This is a genomic window from Allobosea sp. (assembly GCF_051860145.1).
In the GTDB taxonomy this organism is placed as follows: Bacteria; Pseudomonadota; Alphaproteobacteria; order Rhizobiales; family Beijerinckiaceae; genus Allobosea.
The window spans coordinates 48,859-64,832 of the sequence record NZ_JBHYEM010000006.1; the positions used below are offsets into that span (position 1 = coordinate 48,859).

Genomic DNA, 15,974 nt, shown 5'->3' on the forward strand with positions numbered 1-15,974 from the left:
ATAGCGCTTGTTAGAGCGTGCCGAGAGCTGCGTTTCGGCTCGTCTATGTTCGTGTTCCCGAGTTCTCCCATGCCCCAAACCGCCATCGATCTTGCTCATCTTGCCCGCCAGACCGGGGGAGATCACGAACTCGAACGCGAGCTGCTCGCGCTTTTCGCGCAGCAATGCGTTCGTCATCTGCGCACCATTCATGCCGGCAGCGATGCCCGGACCCGGATGGATGCGGCCCATACGCTGAAGGGCGCCGCCCAGGCCATCGGAGCCTGGACCGTGGCCGAGGCCGCCGATGCGATGGAGCGCCAGCTGGCCACGAGCGATATCGGCCGCACGGAACATGCGATGGACGCGCTGACGCTCGCCGCCGCCGAGGCGCGGGCGGCGATCTCGCGCTTCGATTGCGCGGCCTGAAGGGCCGACACGCGGCGAAGACCCTTTCCACGGGACCTGGAAATGCTCTAAGCGGTGCCGGCCCATCGGCCGACAGGCCCGCCGGAGTTCATGATGCCGAAGATCACCTATATCGATGCCCAGGGCGAAAGCCGTACCGTGGAGGCCGAGACCGGCTCGACGGTGATGGAGACGGCCGTGCGCAACGCCATTCCCGGGATCGAGGCCGAGTGCGGCGGCGCCTGCGCCTGCGCGACATGTCATGTCTATGTCGATGACGCCTGGGCCGAGAAGACCGGGCATGCCGAGTCGATGGAGGAGGACATGCTCGACTTCGCCTTCGACGTCCGTCCGACCTCGCGGCTGTCCTGCCAGATCAGGGTCCGGGACGATCTCGATGGGCTGATCGTGCGCACCCCCGCCCGGCAGGGCTGAGCGGCAGTCTCCCTGCAGCCTTATTCGGCGGCAGCCGGCAGAGCCGGCGCCATCACCGTCTCGTGGCCCGGCGCCGGATGGCGCGGCACCAGGAAGGCCAGCGTCAGCGAGACTGTGGCCACTCCCGCGCCGATATAGAAGACGATGGCGGGATCGCGGATCCAGAGCAGCCCGAAGGTCACCGGCAGGAACACCGCCGCGATGTGGTTGATCGTGAAGGCGACGGCCGAGGTCGGCGCGATATCGGCCGGATCGGCGATCTTCTGGAAATAGGTGCGCTGCGCCAGCATCAGCGTGAAGAAGACGCCGTCGACAATGAAGAGCGCACCGGCGATATAGACGCCCCAGCCTGCGAAATGGCCGTGGCTCGCCAGCGCGTAGCCGACGAAGACGGCGATCAGCGAGATGTTCTCGAGCTGGATCGTCGCGCGTTCGCCGATCCGCCCGACGAGATGGCCCAGCATCGGCCCGACGAAGGTGTTGATGCCATAGGTCGCGAGCAGCAGCGTCGCGGTCGCCGAGACGTCGTAGCCGAAGCGCTCGACCAGCAGGAAGCCGCCGAAGGCCATGAAGATCTGCCGGCGCGCACCGGACATGAAGGTCATTGCGTAGTAGAGCCAGTAGCGCTTGCGCAGCACGAAACCCTTGTTCTGCGGCACGGCGCCCTGGAAGCGCGGGAAGGCCAGCCAGGTCGCGATCGTCAGGCCGATCGTGACCAGTCCGGCGACCAGGAAGACGGCAATGTAGCCGGGCTGGAACATGCGCCAGATCAGCGCGATCGTGCCGAAGGCGAGGAGCTGCGCCGCCGCCGACGCGCCCGCGATCCTGCCGAGCAGCCGCGGGGCTTCCGCCTTGGGCAGGAGCTGGAGCTGCAGCGACTGCTGCGCCGTCTCGTAATAGTGGAAGCCGAGCGACATGATCGTCGTGGTGATCAGGAGCCCGCCCAGGCTCGGATAATAGCCGGTGATCGCGACGCCGACGCCGAGCGCGATCAGGCTGAAATAGGCCAGGATCTGCTCGCGCATGAACCAGAACAGGATGATCGCGGTGAAGGCCAGGAAGCCCGGGATCTCCCGGACCGACTGCAGGATGCCGATATCCTGACCCGTGAAGCCGGCCGCCTCCTTGGCGAAATTGTTGAGTAGCGCGCTCCAGCTCGCGAAACCGAGCCAGTTGACGAAGGCCAGCATCATCAGGAACGCGGCAGGCGAATGCAGCAGCGCCCTCGAGGAGCGTGGTGCAGGCGAGGCTTCGGTCATGGGATTACCGCACAGGAGGAACGGGCTCGAAGCCGCCACGGACTTCACAACGCTGGTTCCGTGCGGCGATACTCTTAGGCGAGGCTCCGGCTGCGTCAATTCCGACCGGTCATGGCGACCATGCAAAAGCTCGGTCCGCGGCGGGCCGTGATATGATGAGGCGGCGAAGACAGGTCTGACGACGCCGACAACCGGGAGGACGCGATGTACAAATCGATTCTGGTACCCGTCGATCTGGCCGAGGCCGATCTCGCGACCCCCGCCATCACCGCGGCGGTCTCCTTCGCGGAGGCGTCCGGCGGCACCATCCGGCTGGTCTATGTCCGCTCCCTGGTGCCGATCACCTATATGGAATTCGTGCCGGCCGATTTCGACACGGAGCAGCAGAGCGAGGCCGAGGCCAAGCTCGCCGCGATCGCCGCCGCCATCACCCTGCCGCCGGAGCGCGTCTCGGCCAAGGTCCTGGTCGGCTCGGTCCATGGCGAGGTGCTGGCGGAGGCGGATGCGAGCGGCACCGATCTGATCGTGATCGGCTCGCATGAGCCGGGCATGCTCGCCTATGTCATCGGCTCCAATGCCTCGACCATCGTGCGCCGGGCCAAGTGCTCGGTTCTGGTGGTGCGCTAACCTGGCGCGACGGCGGGGCCGCGCGGCACCAGATCGTCCGGAACCTCGCCGGTCCGCAGATCGCGTGGCCGGTTGAGCTTGATCATCGGCCCGACCTGCCAGATCGACGCCGCGGCCAGCAGGATGCCGAGCCAGCCGGCCGAACTCGCGCCTTGAGTGAAGGCCCGCAACGTGAACAGCACCAGCATCACCAGCGACAATCCGCTGACGATCGTCAGCGTCAGCCAGAGCCAGTTCGATTTCCCTGCCAGGAAGCGGGCGCGGGGATTGGCGCGCGCGATCGCCGCCGAGAGCGCCTCGACGAAGGCGCGGTAGCCGGCGTCGTTGCGCTCCATGTCGGTGAGCGAACGCCAGGACAGGTTGCCGAAGGTGACGCTCTTGCCGTTGCTCAGCCTGAGCTGCGTCTTGAAGCCCTTCGACGAGATATTGCTCGGCGCATAGAGGAAGCGCACCTGCTCGACCGCGCCGAGCTTCACCCGGTCGACCTTGCGCGTGCTGTCGATCTCGAGCTCGTCGCCGTCGATCCGGTAGGCGATCTCGAAGCCGACCGGCTTGGGGCGCTGGCGCCAGGAGGGTGGTGGGGCTTCATCTTCGGTTTGCATGGTCGTGAGCTTTAGCGGCTGGCCTTCGCGTTGTCTTCGTCGTCATGCCCGGTCGCTTCACATTGTCCCGGCGGACGCGCCGACGCGTCGTGAGTGCCGAGGGATGGAGGAGAGGTGTCCGGGCGCATCGAATTCGAGCGTCTTCTATCGTGCACGATAAGGAATACTTAGCGCGCTGGCGCTACACGTAGTGTTGTGGAACCGGCGATGCTTCGAGCCGGCGCGCGCGGAGGCCGACATGGCAAGCATCTCGGGGTTGGCGAAAGACCTGCCGGGCACGTCGCCGAAGATCGCGTCGGCCACATCCGGCGCCGCGACGGATAAGGAAGCGGGTTCGAAGCCGGTCAAAGCCGATGCCGCCGCCATGGGGTCGGCGGTGATCGTCGAACTTTCGGCACAGGCCAAGGCGTTCGCGGCCGGCACCGTCGCCCCGCAACTGTTCAAGACCCTGGACGAGGACATTCAGGAGCGGACCGACATTCTCGCGGGCAAGTTCGACGACTTCCTGAAACGGGCCGGAATCCCGGCCGACGAGGCGATATCGCTGAAGGTGGACAAGTTCGGCCGGGTCACGGCCGACGGCCTCTACAAGAAGAAGGTCGAGGAGTATTTCGCCGACAATCCGGATTCCAAGGAGCTGAGGGCGATCGTCGAATTCCACGCCATGCGGGCGACGCAGCTGGCGCTGGAGGCACTCGCCAAGGAGAAGAGGGCGGCCCGCAACGACGACGAGGCCGAACAGGCGAACACGCGCTTCCTGACGCGCGCGAACGACATTCAGCGGCTGGACGGACGGGTCACGCTGCAGGGCGGCAAGCTGACGACCGGCGCCCAGGACTACATCACCAGCCTGAAGAAGCCGGCGAACGCGGACGATGTCATGGCTCGCGAGCAGGCGCTCGATCGGCTGGCCGCGTTCTCGTAGAGGCGCTGCGATTCGCAGCTTATACGCGGCCTCGAAGTGGCGGCTCTCACCGCGCCAGCACCTTCATCGCACCGTCGAGCCCGTCCAGCGTCAGCGGGAACATCCGGCCGTTCATCAGGCCACCGATCTGGCGGATCGACTGGGTGTAGCTCCAGAGATGCTGCTGCACGGGGTTGAGCCAGACCGATTTCTGAAAGCGCTCGGTCAGCCGCCGCATCCAGACCTCGCCCGGCTCCTCGTTCCAGTGCTCGACCGAGCCGCCCGGCATCGCGACCTCGTAGGGGCTCATCGACGCGTCGCCGACGAAGACGACGCGATAATCCGCCGGATAGGTCCGCAGGATGTCCCAGGTCGGGATCACCTGATCGTGCCGGCGGAGGTTCTCGCGCCAGACCCGCTCATAGGGGCAGTTGTGGAAGTAGAAATGCTCGAAATGCTTGAACTCGGCCCGCGCCGCCGAGAACAGCTCCTCGGCCAGCTCGACATGCCAGTCCATCGAGCCGCCGACATCGAGGAACAGCAGGACCTTGACGGCGTTGCGCCGCTCCGGCCGGAGCTGCACGTCGAGATAGCCATGCTTGGCGGTTTCCGAGATCGTGTTGTCGAGATCGAGCTCTTCGGCCGCGCCGGTCCGGGCGAAGCGGCGCAGGCGGCGTAGCGCGATGCGCAGATTGCGCACGCCGAGCTCGCGCGTGTCGTCGAAATCCTTGAACTCGCGCTGGTCCCAGACTTTCACCGCGTGGAAATTGCGGTTCTTGTCCTGGCCGATGCGCACGCCTTCGGGATTGTAGCCATTGGCGCCATAGGGCGAGGTGCCGGCGGTGCCGATCCATTTCGAGCCGCCCTGGTGCCGGCCCTTCTGCTCCTCCAGGCGCTGCTTCAGCGTCTCCCAGAGCTTGTCCCAGCCCATCGCCTCGATCTGGCGCTTTTCCTCTTCGGTCAGGAATTTTTCCGCGAGCCTGCGCAGCCATTCCTCGGGAATGGCTGCCTGCTCGATGGCCTGGCCAAGCGTCTCCATGCCCTTGAAGACCTGGGCGAAGACCTGATCGAACCTGTCGAGATGGCGCTCGTCCTTCACCAGGCAGGTGCGGGCGAGATAATAGAACTCGTCGACCCGGTGGTCCGCGAGATCGGCCTCGACGCCTTCGAGCAGCGCCAGATATTCCCGCAGCGTGACGGGAACCTTGGCGGCGCGCAGGTCGGTGAAAAGGCGAAGGAACATCGCCCCACTGTGCGGAAGCCGGGAGCGGGGTCAAGCAGCACGGCCCCGAGGGGCGGTGCTGCCTGGGAATTCACCGGACATATGGCCCACACCCCGAGGAGCCGCACTACGGCGTCGCAAAGGGTGTTTCAGAGATGCTGGAGCATCCTTCGAGACGCCATCCCGGTGGAATGGCTCCTCAGGATGAGGGCGCGGATGGCCGGGGGCGTTGCCTGAGGATCAGGCCACGGCGTCGGCGAGGTCCTTGGTGACCTTGAACTTGACGACGGTCTTGGCCGGGACCTTGATCATGGCGCCGGTCGAGGGGTTGCGGGCTTCGCGGGCGTCGCGCTTGGCCGCGGCCAGCTTGCCGACGCCGCCGAGCGTGACGTCGCCGCCGGATTTCAGCGTCTTCGCCACGACGGCGGCGAGCGAGCCGAGAATGGCGGAGACGTCGGCCTTGGTCTTGCCGGTCTCTTCGGCGATGGCGGCGATCAGTTCGTTCTTGGTCATGAAAACTCTCCTGAAGAACGGTGTTGGGTAGGCGTCGCTGGGGCGGATGTAAAGCTTGGCGGCCCCCGCGAATCGGCGACGGTCGCCACTCCACCCTAAGCGAAACTGCCACTTGGCACGGCTGGCGTCCAAAAACACGGCACCGGCCCTAGATACGCACAGCATTTCGCTTCGTTCCCGCCCGTATGGCGTTAAAAACAGCATGACGATGGCTGCATTGGCGGGCGATTGACAAATCCGGCGCTATTATTTCAAGCTTAAAATAATAAGGCGGGATACGGGGGACGCGATGAAGGTCGTCATCGTCGGAGGCGGAATCGGCGGTTTGACGCTTGCGCTCATGCTGCATGCGCGCGGCATCACCGCCACCGTCTACGAGCAATCCGGCGAGATTCGCGAGGTCGGCGTCGGCATCAACACCTTGCCGCATGCGATCGGCGAACTGGCCGAGCTCGGCCTGCTGCCGGCGCTCGATGCCGTCGCCATCCGCACGCGCGAACTGATCTACATGAACCGCTTCGGCCAGACTGTCTGGCGCGAGCCGCGCGGCCTGCATGCCGGGGCGCCGGTGCCGCAATTCTCGATCCATCGCGGGCGGCTGCAGGGCGTGATCCGCGATGCCGTGGTCGCGCGGCTCGGGCAGGACGCATTGCGCACCGGCCGGCGCCTGCAAGGGTTCCTGCAGGACGAGGGCGGCGTCACCGCGCATTTCGCCGATTCCCGACGCGGCGAAGCCGGCGAGACGGCGCGCGCCGACATCCTGATCGCGGCCGACGGCATCCACTCGACGGTGCGGGGACATTACTTTCCGGACCAGGGTCCGCCACACTGGAACGGCGTCCAGATGTGGCGCGGCGCCTGCGACTGGCCCGCCTTCCTCGACGGCGAAAGCATGATCATCGCTGGCGGCATGGCCGGCAAGCTCGTGCTCTATCCGATTGCGCCGGGGAGCAAACCCGATACGCGCCTGACCAACTGGGTCGTCAACATCCGCACCGGCGATCCGGCGAAGCCGCCGCCGAAAGAGGCGTGGTCGAAGCCGGGGCGGCTCGAGGACGTGCTGCCCCATGCGCGGCGCTTCTCGGTGCCGGGCGTCGACATTCTCGCCCTGATCCAGGCCTCGCCCGGCTTCTGGGACTATCCGATGTGCGATCGCGATCCGCTGCCGCGCTGGACCCATGGCCGCGTCACCCTGCTCGGCGACGCGGCGCATCCGATGTATCCGGTCGGCTCCAACGGCGCCTCGCAGGCGATCCTGGATGCTCGCGCGCTTGCCGATGCGCTGGTGCGGGCCGAGCATCCGCGCCAGGCGCTCGCCGCCTATGAGGCGTTGCGCCTGCCGGCGACGGCGCAGATCGTGGCGCTGAACCGGGTCGGCGGGCCGGAGCGGGTCATCGACGCCATCGAGGCGCTCGCCCCCAACGGCTTCGACGATGTCGAGCGGGTGATGAGCTATGCGAGGCGCGAGGCGATCGTGAAATCCTATGCCGGCACTGCCGGTTTCGCCCCGGAACAATTGGCCAAGCGTTAGCGCGCGGTCGGCTTGGCTCGGACCAGCGGAGCGATGCGATCGATCCGGTTGGTCCAGATTCCGGGGATAGGCCGTGCCAGAGCGGCAAGGTCCTCGGCGCGGTCGATGCCGGTCGAGCCCTCGCCACCGACGAGCGGGCCAGCGACGATCACGCTGCTGCCGGCCTTGCGCATCCGTTCTGTGAAGCGCTGCGGCCAACCCCATATCCAAGCTGTGTAATTCGACGGGATCAGCAGCAGTTGTTGCTCGCAGGAGCGCGGGGCGATTCCGATCCAGCCGAGCGCCAGGTGGTGCAGAAGGCAGCGCTTCTCGGCCTCCTTGGACATCGTCAGGAGCGAGGGCACACGCGCTCGCAGCGCGGCGATCGGTTGGTCCCCTCCATAGACCATCAGGCGTGCCAGTTGCTCGGGCGCGAGCTTCAGCAAGCGCGCCGCGAGCGCCTCGCCCTCGCGCGGGTCGTTGCTCTTGATGTGGATCAGGAAGCGCCGATCCGGGAAGCGGGCCAGCACCTCGTCCAGCGTAGGCATCAGCCCGGTGCCGCGCCCGCGGAACGGGTAGGTGGCGCCGCCATCGGCGGTGTAGCCATGGCCGATGTCGAGCGCCTTGAGCTCGGCCAGGCTCCTCTCGCGCGTGACGCCCGTGCCGTTCGTCCGGCAGTCGAGCGTCCAGTCGTGGAACACCGCGAAATGGCCGTCGCTCGTGGGGTGGATGTCGAACTCGACGATGTCGGCGCCGGCGGCGAAGGCCGCCTCGATGGCTGGAAGCGTGTTCTCGAGATAGGGATGCTCGGGCGGATTGATCCGCGCCGCGGTGCAGGTCGTGTCGGTCACGCCGTCGGGCGGATAGGTCTGGGCAAGGCCGCGATGCGCAAGCAGGACGGGACGCCCGCCCTGCGGCTCGCCGAAGATGGCGCTGTTGTTTACGAAGGCGATGCCGGCCAGGGCGGCGATCAGCAGTAGAGCGTAACGGGCGAATCGCAGCATCACCAACCTCCGGCTGCGCCCATATCGGCGGCGGAAACTGGCAAATTTTCGACCTGGTCCTGCGTCCCGGCCTGCGGCCCCGAACTGGCGCCGCGTTCGCCGGGCAGAGTCTCACGCCCCGTCGGGCGGGGGCGGCAGGAAGTCGATCTCGTATTTCGCCGCGAGCGCCACGACCTCGGCCGGGTTCTGCTCGGGCATCGAATGGATCGCCCAGAACAGATCGTAGAGCCGGCCGGTGGGCGCGACCCAGAACAGGCATTTCACCGTCGCGTCGCTTTTGTTGAACAGGCCGTGCGGGACATTGCGCGGCAGGCGGATCAGGTCGCCGGCGGTCGCATGCGATTCCGCGCCGTCGAGCACGAGGTCGAGCCGGCCCTCGAGCATGTAGATGAACTCGTCCTGGGTCGGGTGGATATGCGGCGGCACGAAGGTGCCGGGCGGGAAGACCGCGTGCCAGGAGAAGCTGTCCTCGCTCAGCATCTTCGGCACATAGGTCTGGCCGAGAATGCTCCATGAGATCGCGTCGAGGCCTTCATTGGCCCTGGTCACGCCGGCGGTGAGAGGCTTCATGGCTGGTTCCTTCTAGAGATGCAGGAAGCGATCCTTGACCGCATTGTCGCTGCGCAATTCGTCGCTCGAGCCGCGCCAGACGACGCGGCCCTTTTCGAGGACGATATGACGATCGGCGATCTTCGCCAGCGCATCGACATTCTTATCGATGACGAGGATCGATTCGCCCTCGGCCTTCAACGCCGCGAGGCAGGACCAGATCTCCTGGCGGATGATCGGCGCCAGCCCTTCCGTCGCCTCGTCGAGAATGACGAGCCTGGGATTGGTCATCAATGCCCGGCCGATCGCCAGCATCTGCTGCTCGCCGCCCGAGAGCTGGTTGCCGCGATTGCCGCGCCGTTCCTTCAGGCGCGGCAGGAAGGCGTAGATCCGGTCGAGATCCCAGCGCTTCTTGCCGAAGCGGCTCGCCGCCGTCGCGATCAGGTTCTCCTCGACGCTGAGCGTCGGGAAGATCTGCCGACCCTCGGGGACGAGGCCGATGCCGGCCTGCGCGGTCTTGAAGGGCGGGGCGCCGGTCAGGTCGCGGCCGGACACGGTGATCCGCCCGGCCTTGACGGGGATCAGCCCCATGATGGCGCGGATCGTCGTGGTCTTGCCCATGCCGTTGCGGCCGAGCAAGGTCACGACCTCGCCTTCGCCGACCGAGAAATCGACGCCGAACAGGATCTGCGCCTCGCCATAGCCGGCATCGAGCTTCTCGACGACGAGCATCGTTTCAGCCCTCCTCGCCGAGATAGGCTTCGCGCACGGCCGGATCGGCTCGGACGGATGCCGGGTCGCCCGTGGCGATGACGCGGCCATAGACGAGCACGCTGACCTTGTCGGCGAGCGCGAACACCGCCTCCATGTCATGCTCGACGAGCAGCATGGCGTAGCGCCCCTTCAGGCTCCTGAGCAGGCCGATCAGGCGCTCGCCTTCCTCGCGGCCGACGCCGGCGAGCGGCTCGTCGAGCAGGATCGCCGCCGGCTCCAGCGTCAGCGCCATCGCGATCTCGAGCGCGCGCTTCTCGCCATGCGAGAGCCGGCCGGCCTGGACATGCGCGCGATCGGTCAGGCCCACCGCTTCGAGCGCGGCCCAGGCCGGGCCGTTCAGGCGCTCGTCGCGGGCGGCGTTGCGGAAGAGGGCGAGCGGGTGCGTCGCGCGCGCCTGTACGCTCAGCGCCACGTTCTCCAGCACCGAGAGCGAGGCGATGGTCGAGGTGATCTGGAAGGTCCGCGCCAGCCCGGCCCGGGCGCGCTTCTCCGGCGTCAGCGCGGTGATGTCCGTCCCGCGGAACTGGATGGCGCCGCTGTCAGGGCGCAGCATCCCGGAAATCTGATGGACCAGCGTGGTCTTGCCGGCGCCGTTCGGACCGATCAGCGCATGGAGCTCGCCGGGCGCGACGGCGAGGCTGACCCCGTCCGTCACCTTCAAGGCGCCGAAGGCCTTGCCGAGGCGGTCGAGCGCGAGAACCGGCTCAGTCATCGCGGCCCCCACGGAGCTTGCCGAGGATGCCGACGATGCCGCCACGCGTGAACAGCACGAAGAGCACGATCAACGGCCCGAAGATCGCCTTCCAGTGCTCGGTGTAGCTGGCCAGCACGTCCTCCGCGAAGAGGAAGGCGAGCGCGCCGATGATGGCGCCGTGCAGGGAACCGACGCCGCCGAGCACGACCATGAAGATCAGCTCGCCCGAACGCTGCCAGGACATGAAGGCCGGGCTGACGAATTCGGTGTGGTTGGCGAGGAAGAAGCCGGAGAGCCCGGCGATGACGCCGCTGATGACATAGGCGATCAGGCGCACGCGCCCGACATCGTAGCCAGTGACCGTCACGCGCGTCGGGTTCTCGCGCGCGGCACGCAGCACGCGGCCGAAACGCGAGGCGACGATCGTGCCGACCAGCCAGTAGCAGCCGGCGAGGGCGCCCAGCACGATGTAGTAGAAGCCCGTCCGGTTGGCGAAGAGATCGAACCCGGCGACGGTGCTGCGCTGATAGAGCGTCAGCCCGTCATCGCCGCCATAGGCCGAGAGCGCCTGCGCCAGGAAGAACCCCATCTGGCCGAAGGCCAGCGTGATCATGATGAAGGCGACGCCGCGGGTGCGCAGCGAGACCGCTCCGGTGACGGCCGCGAACAATCCGCTGGCGACGGCGATTACCGGGAGGATCAGGAGCGCCTCCGCCTGGCCCTCGGTGATCATGATGCCGGTGACATAGGCCCCGATGCCGATGAAGACGGCGTGGCCGAAGGAGACCAGGCCGCCGATCCCGAGAATGAGGTCGAGCGAGAGCGCGGCGATGGCGAAGATCAGCGCCCGCGTCACCAGCGTGAGCCAGTGCGCGGGCAGGCCGAGCGCGACGGCAAGGGGGAGCAGCGCCAGCAAGGCGAAGAGCGCGAGCGCAATGATCGGGCGACGCTTCGGCAGCGGCGTCGCGACCGCGGGCGTCTCGGCAATGGCGTCCACCGCGCTCATGTCCGGCCCTTGGCAGGCAGCAGCCCCTCGGGCCGCACGAACAGCACGATCGCCATCACCAGATAGATCAGCATCGAGGACAGCGCCGCGCCGGTGGCGCGGGCCGACGGCGCGCTCATGAACAGCCGCAGCAGGTCGTTCATGAAGGAGCGGCCGAGCGTGTCGACCAGTCCGACGATCAGCGCTCCGACGAAGGCGCCGCGGATCGAGCCGATGCCGCCGACGACGATGACGACAAAGGCGAGGATCAGCACGGTGTCGCCCATGCCCGGCTCGACCGAGAGGATCGGCGCCGCCATCGCGCCGGCAAAGCCGGCGAGCATCGTCCCGAAGGCGAAGACGACCATGAAGAGCTTGCGGATATCGACGCCGAGCGCCGAGACCATCGGCGCATTCGAGGCGCCGGCGCGCAGCAGCATGCCGGTGCGCGTCTTCTCGACGATGAACCAGAGCAGGCCGCCGACGGCCAGGCCGGCGCCGATCAGCGCGAAGCGATAGACCGGATAGAGGATGCCATCCATCAGCCTGACCGAGCCGGACAGGAACTCCGGAATCGGGACCGAGAGGGGAGCCGCGCCCCAGACGATCTTGACGCCCTGGTTCAGCAAAAGGATCAGCCCGAACGTGGCCAGGACCTGATCGAGATGGTCGCGCTCGTAGAGATGGCGGAAGACCAGGAACTCGAGCGCGAGCCCCAGCACCAGGGCGGCGATCAAGGCGAGCACCAGCCCCAGCACGAAGCTGCCGGTCAGCCCGACGAAGGTGACCGCCAGATAGGCCCCGAGCATGTACTGCACGCCATGGGCCAGGTTGATGAAGTCCATCACGCCGAAGACGAGCGTCAGCCCCGCGGCGACCAGGAACAGCAGCACGCCGAGCTGGAGCCCGTTCAGGATCTGGACGATGAGGAGGCTCGTGGTCATGAAATACCGCCCGTCATGCTCGGGCTTGACCCGAGCATCTCAGGAAAGAGATTCTCGGGTCTGCGCTACGCTTCGCCCGAGAATGACGACATTCGTCACTTCAGCGCGCAATCCTTCGCGTGCGGGTCGGCGTAGTCGGTGAACACCTTCTGCGCGATCTCGGTCTGGAACTTGCCGTCCGCACGCTTGGCGACCTTGACCAGGTAGAAATCCTGGATCGGGTAGCCATTGGTGTTGAACTTGAACTTGCCGCGCAGCGAGGTGAAATCCGCCTTCTTCAGCGCGGCGCGCAGCTTGTCCTTGTCGCCGGTGCCGCCGGCCGCTTTCACGGCCGAGTCGATCAGCAGCGCGGCGTCATAGGCCTGCTGGGCATAGGAGCCCGGCACGATCTTGTAGGCCGCCTCATAGGCCGTCACGAAGGCCTTGGTCTGCGGGTTGTCCATGTTCGGCGCCCAGGTCATGCCGCCGAACATGCCGACCGCGGCGTCCTGTTGCGCCGGCAGGGTCGATTCATCGACCGTGAAGGCGGAGAGGAAAGGGATCTTGCCGTTCAGCCCGGCCTGCGACCATTGCTTGACGAAATTCACGCCCAGGCCGCCGGGCAGGAAGGCGAACACCACATCGGGCTTGGTCGAGGCGATCTTGGCGAGCTCGGCCGAGAAATCCAGCGAGGTCAGCGGCGCATAGACCTCGTCGATGATCTCGCCCTTGAAGTAGTTCTTGAAGCCGGCGAGCGAATCCTTACCGGCCTGATAGTTCGGCGCGATGATGAAGGCCTTCTTGAAGCCCTGGTCCTGCGCGTATTTGCCGAGGACCTCGTGGACCTGGTCGTTCTGATAGGAGGTCACGAAGAAATTCTGGTTGCAGGCCTTTCCGGCCATGGTCGAGGGGCCGGCATTCGGGCTGATCAGGAACGCTCCCGAATCGAGCACCGGCTTGGCGATGGCGCCGAGGATGTTCGAGAACACCGGGCCGACCACGAAATCGACCTTGCCGCCCTCGACGAAGCTGCGGACCTTGCTCACAGCGACATCGGGCTTGAGCTCATCGTCGATCACGGTGATCTGCACCGGCACGCCGCCGAGCTTGCCGCCGTTCTTGTCGACCGCGAGCTGGAAACCGTCACGGACCTGCTGGCCGAGCGCGGCCGCCGGCCCGGTCAGGACGGCGACGACGCCGATCTTGATCGGCTCCTGCGCCTGGGCGGCACTGGCGAGCGCGAGCAGGCCGGCACTAAGCGACAATGCGAATTTCAGTTTCATGTCGGATGTCCTCCCGGACGTTCAAGAGAGCCGCCTGGCCGGCGGAGATCCCCATCTCCGGTCAGCCTTCGTCACATATTGTTTCAAGCTTAAAATATCTGCAAGAGGTGTGCGACAGGGAATTTTCCGAGCCGTGCCCTCGTCATTCTCGGGCGAAGCGCAGCGCAGACCCGAGAATCTCGATGAGGAGATGCTCGGGTCGAGCCCGAGCATGACGCCCGCGGCGGCCGGTTTACGCCTGCACGCCGTCGACATACCAGTCCATCTTGGCGAGCATCTCGTCGGGCGCTGTCTCGCCGGCCTTGAGGCGCAAGGTGCCCTTCTGGTCCTTGAGTTCGCCGGTGAAGGGATGGAGCGTGCCGGCGACGATGCCCTTCTGCACCTCGTCGGCCGCAGCGCGCGCTGCCGGCGTCACGGCGTCGTTATAGGGCGCGAGCTTGACCATGCCGTCCTTGATGCCGCCCCAGACGTCGCCGGTCTTCCAGCTGCCGTCCATGACCTCCTTGACGCGCTTGATGTAGTAGCCGGACCAGTCGTCGACGATCGCCGAGAGATGGGCCTTGGGCGCGAAAGCCTTCATGTCGGAGGCCTGGCCGAAGGCATAGACGCCGCGCTGCTCGGCCGCCTGCAGGGCCGCGGGGCTGTCGGTGTGCTGGCTGATCACGTCGCAGCCCTGGTCGATCAGCGCCTTGGCGGCATCGGCCTCCTTGGCGGGGTCGTACCAGGTCGAGGCCCAGATCACCTTGGTCTTGAAGTTCGGGTTCACCTTGCGGGCCGCGAGCGTGAAGGCGTTGATGCCCATCACCACCTCGGGGATCGGGAAGGAGGCGATATAGCCGGCCTGGCCGCTCTTCGACATGTGCCCGGCAATGGTGCCGATCACGGCCCGGCCCTCATAGAAGCGGGCATTGTAGGTCGCGAGGTTCTCGCTGCGCTGGTAGCCGGTGGCGTGCTCGAATTTCAGCTTCGGGAACTGCTTGGCGACCTGCACGGTCGGGTTCATGAAGCCGAAGGAGGTGGTGAAGATCAGCTGGTTGCCGCCCTGGGCGAGCTGGCGGATGGCGCGGACGGCATCGGGCCCCTCGGCGACGTTCTCGATGAAGCTCGTCTTGATCTTGTCGCCATATTCCTTCTCGAGCGCCTTGCGGCCCTGGTCATGCGTCCAGCTCCAGCCATGGTCGCCGACCGGCCCGACATAGATGAAGCCGACGCCGAGCGGCGCCTGGGCGGAGGCGCCGCGCCCGACGAGCGGGAGGGTCGAGGCAGCGCCTGCGCCGGCGAGCAGCGTGCGGCGGGTGATGAGCGGCGACATGGTTGGTCTCCCCATTATGGTGGCGGCGTCAGGACGCCGAGAAAGGCTTGCCGAGGCAGGCCGGCGCATCGAGCCGGCCGGTCTTTCGTCCTAGCGACATCATGGTCAGAACCGCAATCGTCGCAAGGTAGGGGGCCATCGCCAGGACCTCGGGCGCGAGCCAGGCGATGCCGGCCGCCTTGGCCTGCAGCTCGAAGGTCATCACCGCGCCGAAGAGATAGGCGCCGAGCAGGAGCCGCCCCGGTTTCCAGGCGGAGAAGACGACGAGCGCGAGCGCGATCCAGCCGCGCCCGGCGGTGAGCCGGTCGGCCCACATCGGCGTCAGGGCCAGCGAGAAATAGGCGCCCCCCAGCCCGGCGAGCGCGCCGCCGAAGGCGATCGCGCCATAGCGGATGGCGATGACGGGATAACCGATCGCGTAGGCCGAGACGTCGTTCTCGCCGACGGCGCGCAGGATCAGGCCGGCGCGGGTCCGGCGCAGGAAGACGCCGACGGCGACGACGAGCGCGAGCGAGAGATAGACGACGATGTCGTGGCCGAAGATCGCGCGCAGCCAGGGATGCTCCGAAAGCGCCGCCGGAAACACCGGTCCCAGCCGCACGATCGTGCGCCCGACGAAGCCGGCGCCGACCAGCGAGGAGGCGCCGATGCCGAAGATCGTCAGCGCCAGCCCGGTCGCGACCTGGTTCGCGGTCAGGCTGAGGGTCAGCACGGCGAAGATCATGGCCGTCGCGACGCCCGCCGCCATGGCTGCGACGAGGCCGAGACCGGTGCTGCCGGTGCTGAAGGCGACGGCGAAGCCGGCGACCGCGCCGGTCAGCATCATGCCCTCGACGCCGAGATTGAGCACGCCCGACTTCTCGACCACGAGCTCGCCGAGCGCTGCGAGCAGGATCGGCGTCGACGCCGCGACGAGGGTCATCAGGATCGAGACGAGGATCGTGTCGCTCATGGTGGGAGCCCTCCCTTCTCCCCTTGCGGGAGAAGGTGG

The 15,974-nt window shown here is 66.8% G+C and carries 18 protein-coding genes; 5 read left to right on the forward strand and 13 right to left on the reverse strand.

Features of this window, described 5'->3' with window-relative positions; translation table 11 throughout:
* The first annotated feature begins 69 nt into the window (after positions 1 to 69).
* Positions 70 to 408, forward strand: coding sequence for an Hpt domain-containing protein (locus tag ACTIF2_RS12115; RefSeq protein WP_439497328.1), 339 nt, complete (start codon positions 70 to 72; stop codon positions 406 to 408).
* Between the two features lie 93 nt (positions 409 to 501).
* Complete coding sequence (locus ACTIF2_RS12120) at positions 502 to 822, forward strand: 2Fe-2S iron-sulfur cluster-binding protein (RefSeq protein ID WP_439497329.1); 321 nt, start codon at positions 502 to 504, stop codon at positions 820 to 822.
* Positions 823 to 842: 20 nt separating this feature from the next.
* Here ACTIF2_RS12120 and ACTIF2_RS12125 read toward each other — a convergent pair whose 3' ends face one another.
* Positions 843 to 2,081 (reverse strand): MFS transporter, encoded by a 1,239-nt coding sequence (locus ACTIF2_RS12125; protein ID WP_439497330.1) that lies wholly within the window; start codon positions 2,079 to 2,081, stop codon positions 843 to 845.
* A 204-nt stretch (positions 2,082 to 2,285) separates the two neighbouring features.
* Here ACTIF2_RS12125 and ACTIF2_RS12130 point away from each other — a divergent pair, with 204 nt between their 5' ends.
* A complete protein-coding gene (locus ACTIF2_RS12130; RefSeq protein ID WP_439497331.1) occupies positions 2,286 to 2,708 on the forward strand; it encodes a universal stress protein in 423 nt (140 codons plus the stop codon).
* Here the strand turns inward: ACTIF2_RS12130 and ACTIF2_RS12135 are convergent.
* Positions 2,705 to 3,310: a hypothetical protein gene (locus ACTIF2_RS12135; RefSeq protein WP_439497332.1), complete on the reverse strand. Its 606-nt coding sequence runs from the start codon at positions 3,308 to 3,310 to the stop codon at positions 2,705 to 2,707. The two genes, ACTIF2_RS12130 and ACTIF2_RS12135, sit on opposite strands and share 4 nt — an antisense overlap.
* A gap of 256 nt (positions 3,311 to 3,566) precedes the next feature.
* On the opposite strand from ACTIF2_RS12135, the gene ACTIF2_RS12140 reads away from it, so the two are divergent.
* Entirely contained in the window at positions 3,567 to 4,235 is a 669-nt protein-coding gene (locus ACTIF2_RS12140) for a hypothetical protein (RefSeq protein ID WP_439497333.1), read from the forward strand.
* Positions 4,236 to 4,281: 46 nt separating this feature from the next.
* On the opposite strand, the gene ACTIF2_RS12145 is transcribed toward ACTIF2_RS12140, so the two are convergent.
* Together ACTIF2_RS12145 and ACTIF2_RS12150 are read right to left on the reverse strand one after the other, a co-directional pair.
* Positions 4,282 to 5,457 (reverse strand): vWA domain-containing protein, encoded by a 1,176-nt coding sequence (locus tag ACTIF2_RS12145; RefSeq protein ID WP_439497334.1) that lies wholly within the window; start codon positions 5,455 to 5,457, stop codon positions 4,282 to 4,284.
* 219 nt (positions 5,458 to 5,676) lie between these two features.
* Positions 5,677 to 5,949: an HU family DNA-binding protein gene (locus ACTIF2_RS12150; RefSeq protein WP_439497335.1), complete on the reverse strand. Its 273-nt coding sequence runs from the start codon at positions 5,947 to 5,949 to the stop codon at positions 5,677 to 5,679.
* 289 nt (positions 5,950 to 6,238) lie between these two features.
* On the opposite strand from ACTIF2_RS12150, the gene ACTIF2_RS12155 reads away from it, so the two are divergent.
* The gene (locus tag ACTIF2_RS12155) at positions 6,239 to 7,480 is read left to right on the forward strand and encodes a flavin-dependent oxidoreductase (protein WP_439497336.1); all 1,242 of its coding nucleotides are present in this window, start codon (positions 6,239 to 6,241) and stop codon (positions 7,478 to 7,480) included.
* Here ACTIF2_RS12155 and ACTIF2_RS12160 read toward each other — a convergent pair.
* The 9 genes from ACTIF2_RS12160 to ACTIF2_RS12200 form a co-directional block, all read right to left on the reverse strand.
* Positions 7,477 to 8,463 carry a glycerophosphodiester phosphodiesterase family protein gene (locus tag ACTIF2_RS12160; RefSeq protein ID WP_439497337.1) on the reverse strand — a complete coding sequence of 329 codons (987 nt, stop codon included), beginning with the start codon at positions 8,461 to 8,463 and terminating at the stop codon, positions 7,477 to 7,479. The two genes, ACTIF2_RS12155 and ACTIF2_RS12160, sit on opposite strands and share 4 nt — an antisense overlap.
* Before the next feature lie 111 nt (positions 8,464 to 8,574).
* Positions 8,575 to 9,033 carry a cupin domain-containing protein gene (locus tag ACTIF2_RS12165; RefSeq protein WP_439497338.1) on the reverse strand — a complete coding sequence of 153 codons (459 nt, stop codon included), beginning with the start codon at positions 9,031 to 9,033 and terminating at the stop codon, positions 8,575 to 8,577.
* Between the two features lie 12 nt (positions 9,034 to 9,045).
* Positions 9,046 to 9,744: an ABC transporter ATP-binding protein gene (locus ACTIF2_RS12170; protein ID WP_439497339.1), complete on the reverse strand. Its 699-nt coding sequence runs from the start codon at positions 9,742 to 9,744 to the stop codon at positions 9,046 to 9,048.
* A gap of 4 nt (positions 9,745 to 9,748) precedes the next feature.
* Entirely contained in the window at positions 9,749 to 10,498 is a 750-nt protein-coding gene (locus ACTIF2_RS12175; protein WP_439497340.1) for an ABC transporter ATP-binding protein, read from the reverse strand.
* Complete coding sequence (locus tag ACTIF2_RS12180) at positions 10,491 to 11,486, reverse strand: branched-chain amino acid ABC transporter permease (RefSeq protein WP_439497341.1); 996 nt, start codon at positions 11,484 to 11,486, stop codon at positions 10,491 to 10,493. The genes ACTIF2_RS12175 and ACTIF2_RS12180 overlap by 8 nt, the downstream gene beginning before the upstream one ends.
* On the reverse strand, positions 11,483 to 12,409 hold the full coding sequence (locus ACTIF2_RS12185; protein WP_439497342.1) for a branched-chain amino acid ABC transporter permease: 927 nt from the start codon (positions 12,407 to 12,409) through the stop codon (positions 11,483 to 11,485). Before ACTIF2_RS12185 ends, ACTIF2_RS12180 begins: the two co-directional genes overlap by 4 nt.
* A 95-nt stretch (positions 12,410 to 12,504) precedes the next feature.
* Positions 12,505 to 13,671, reverse strand: a complete 1,167-nt coding sequence (locus ACTIF2_RS12190; protein WP_439497343.1) for an ABC transporter substrate-binding protein — start codon at positions 13,669 to 13,671, stop codon at positions 12,505 to 12,507.
* Between the two features lie 232 nt (positions 13,672 to 13,903).
* A complete protein-coding gene (locus ACTIF2_RS12195; protein WP_439497344.1) occupies positions 13,904 to 14,983 on the reverse strand; it encodes a BMP family ABC transporter substrate-binding protein in 1,080 nt (359 codons plus the stop codon).
* 28 nt (positions 14,984 to 15,011) lie between these two features.
* Positions 15,012 to 15,935: an ABC transporter permease gene (locus tag ACTIF2_RS12200; RefSeq protein ID WP_439497345.1), complete on the reverse strand. Its 924-nt coding sequence runs from the start codon at positions 15,933 to 15,935 to the stop codon at positions 15,012 to 15,014.
* Positions 15,936 to 15,974 lie beyond the last annotated feature (39 nt).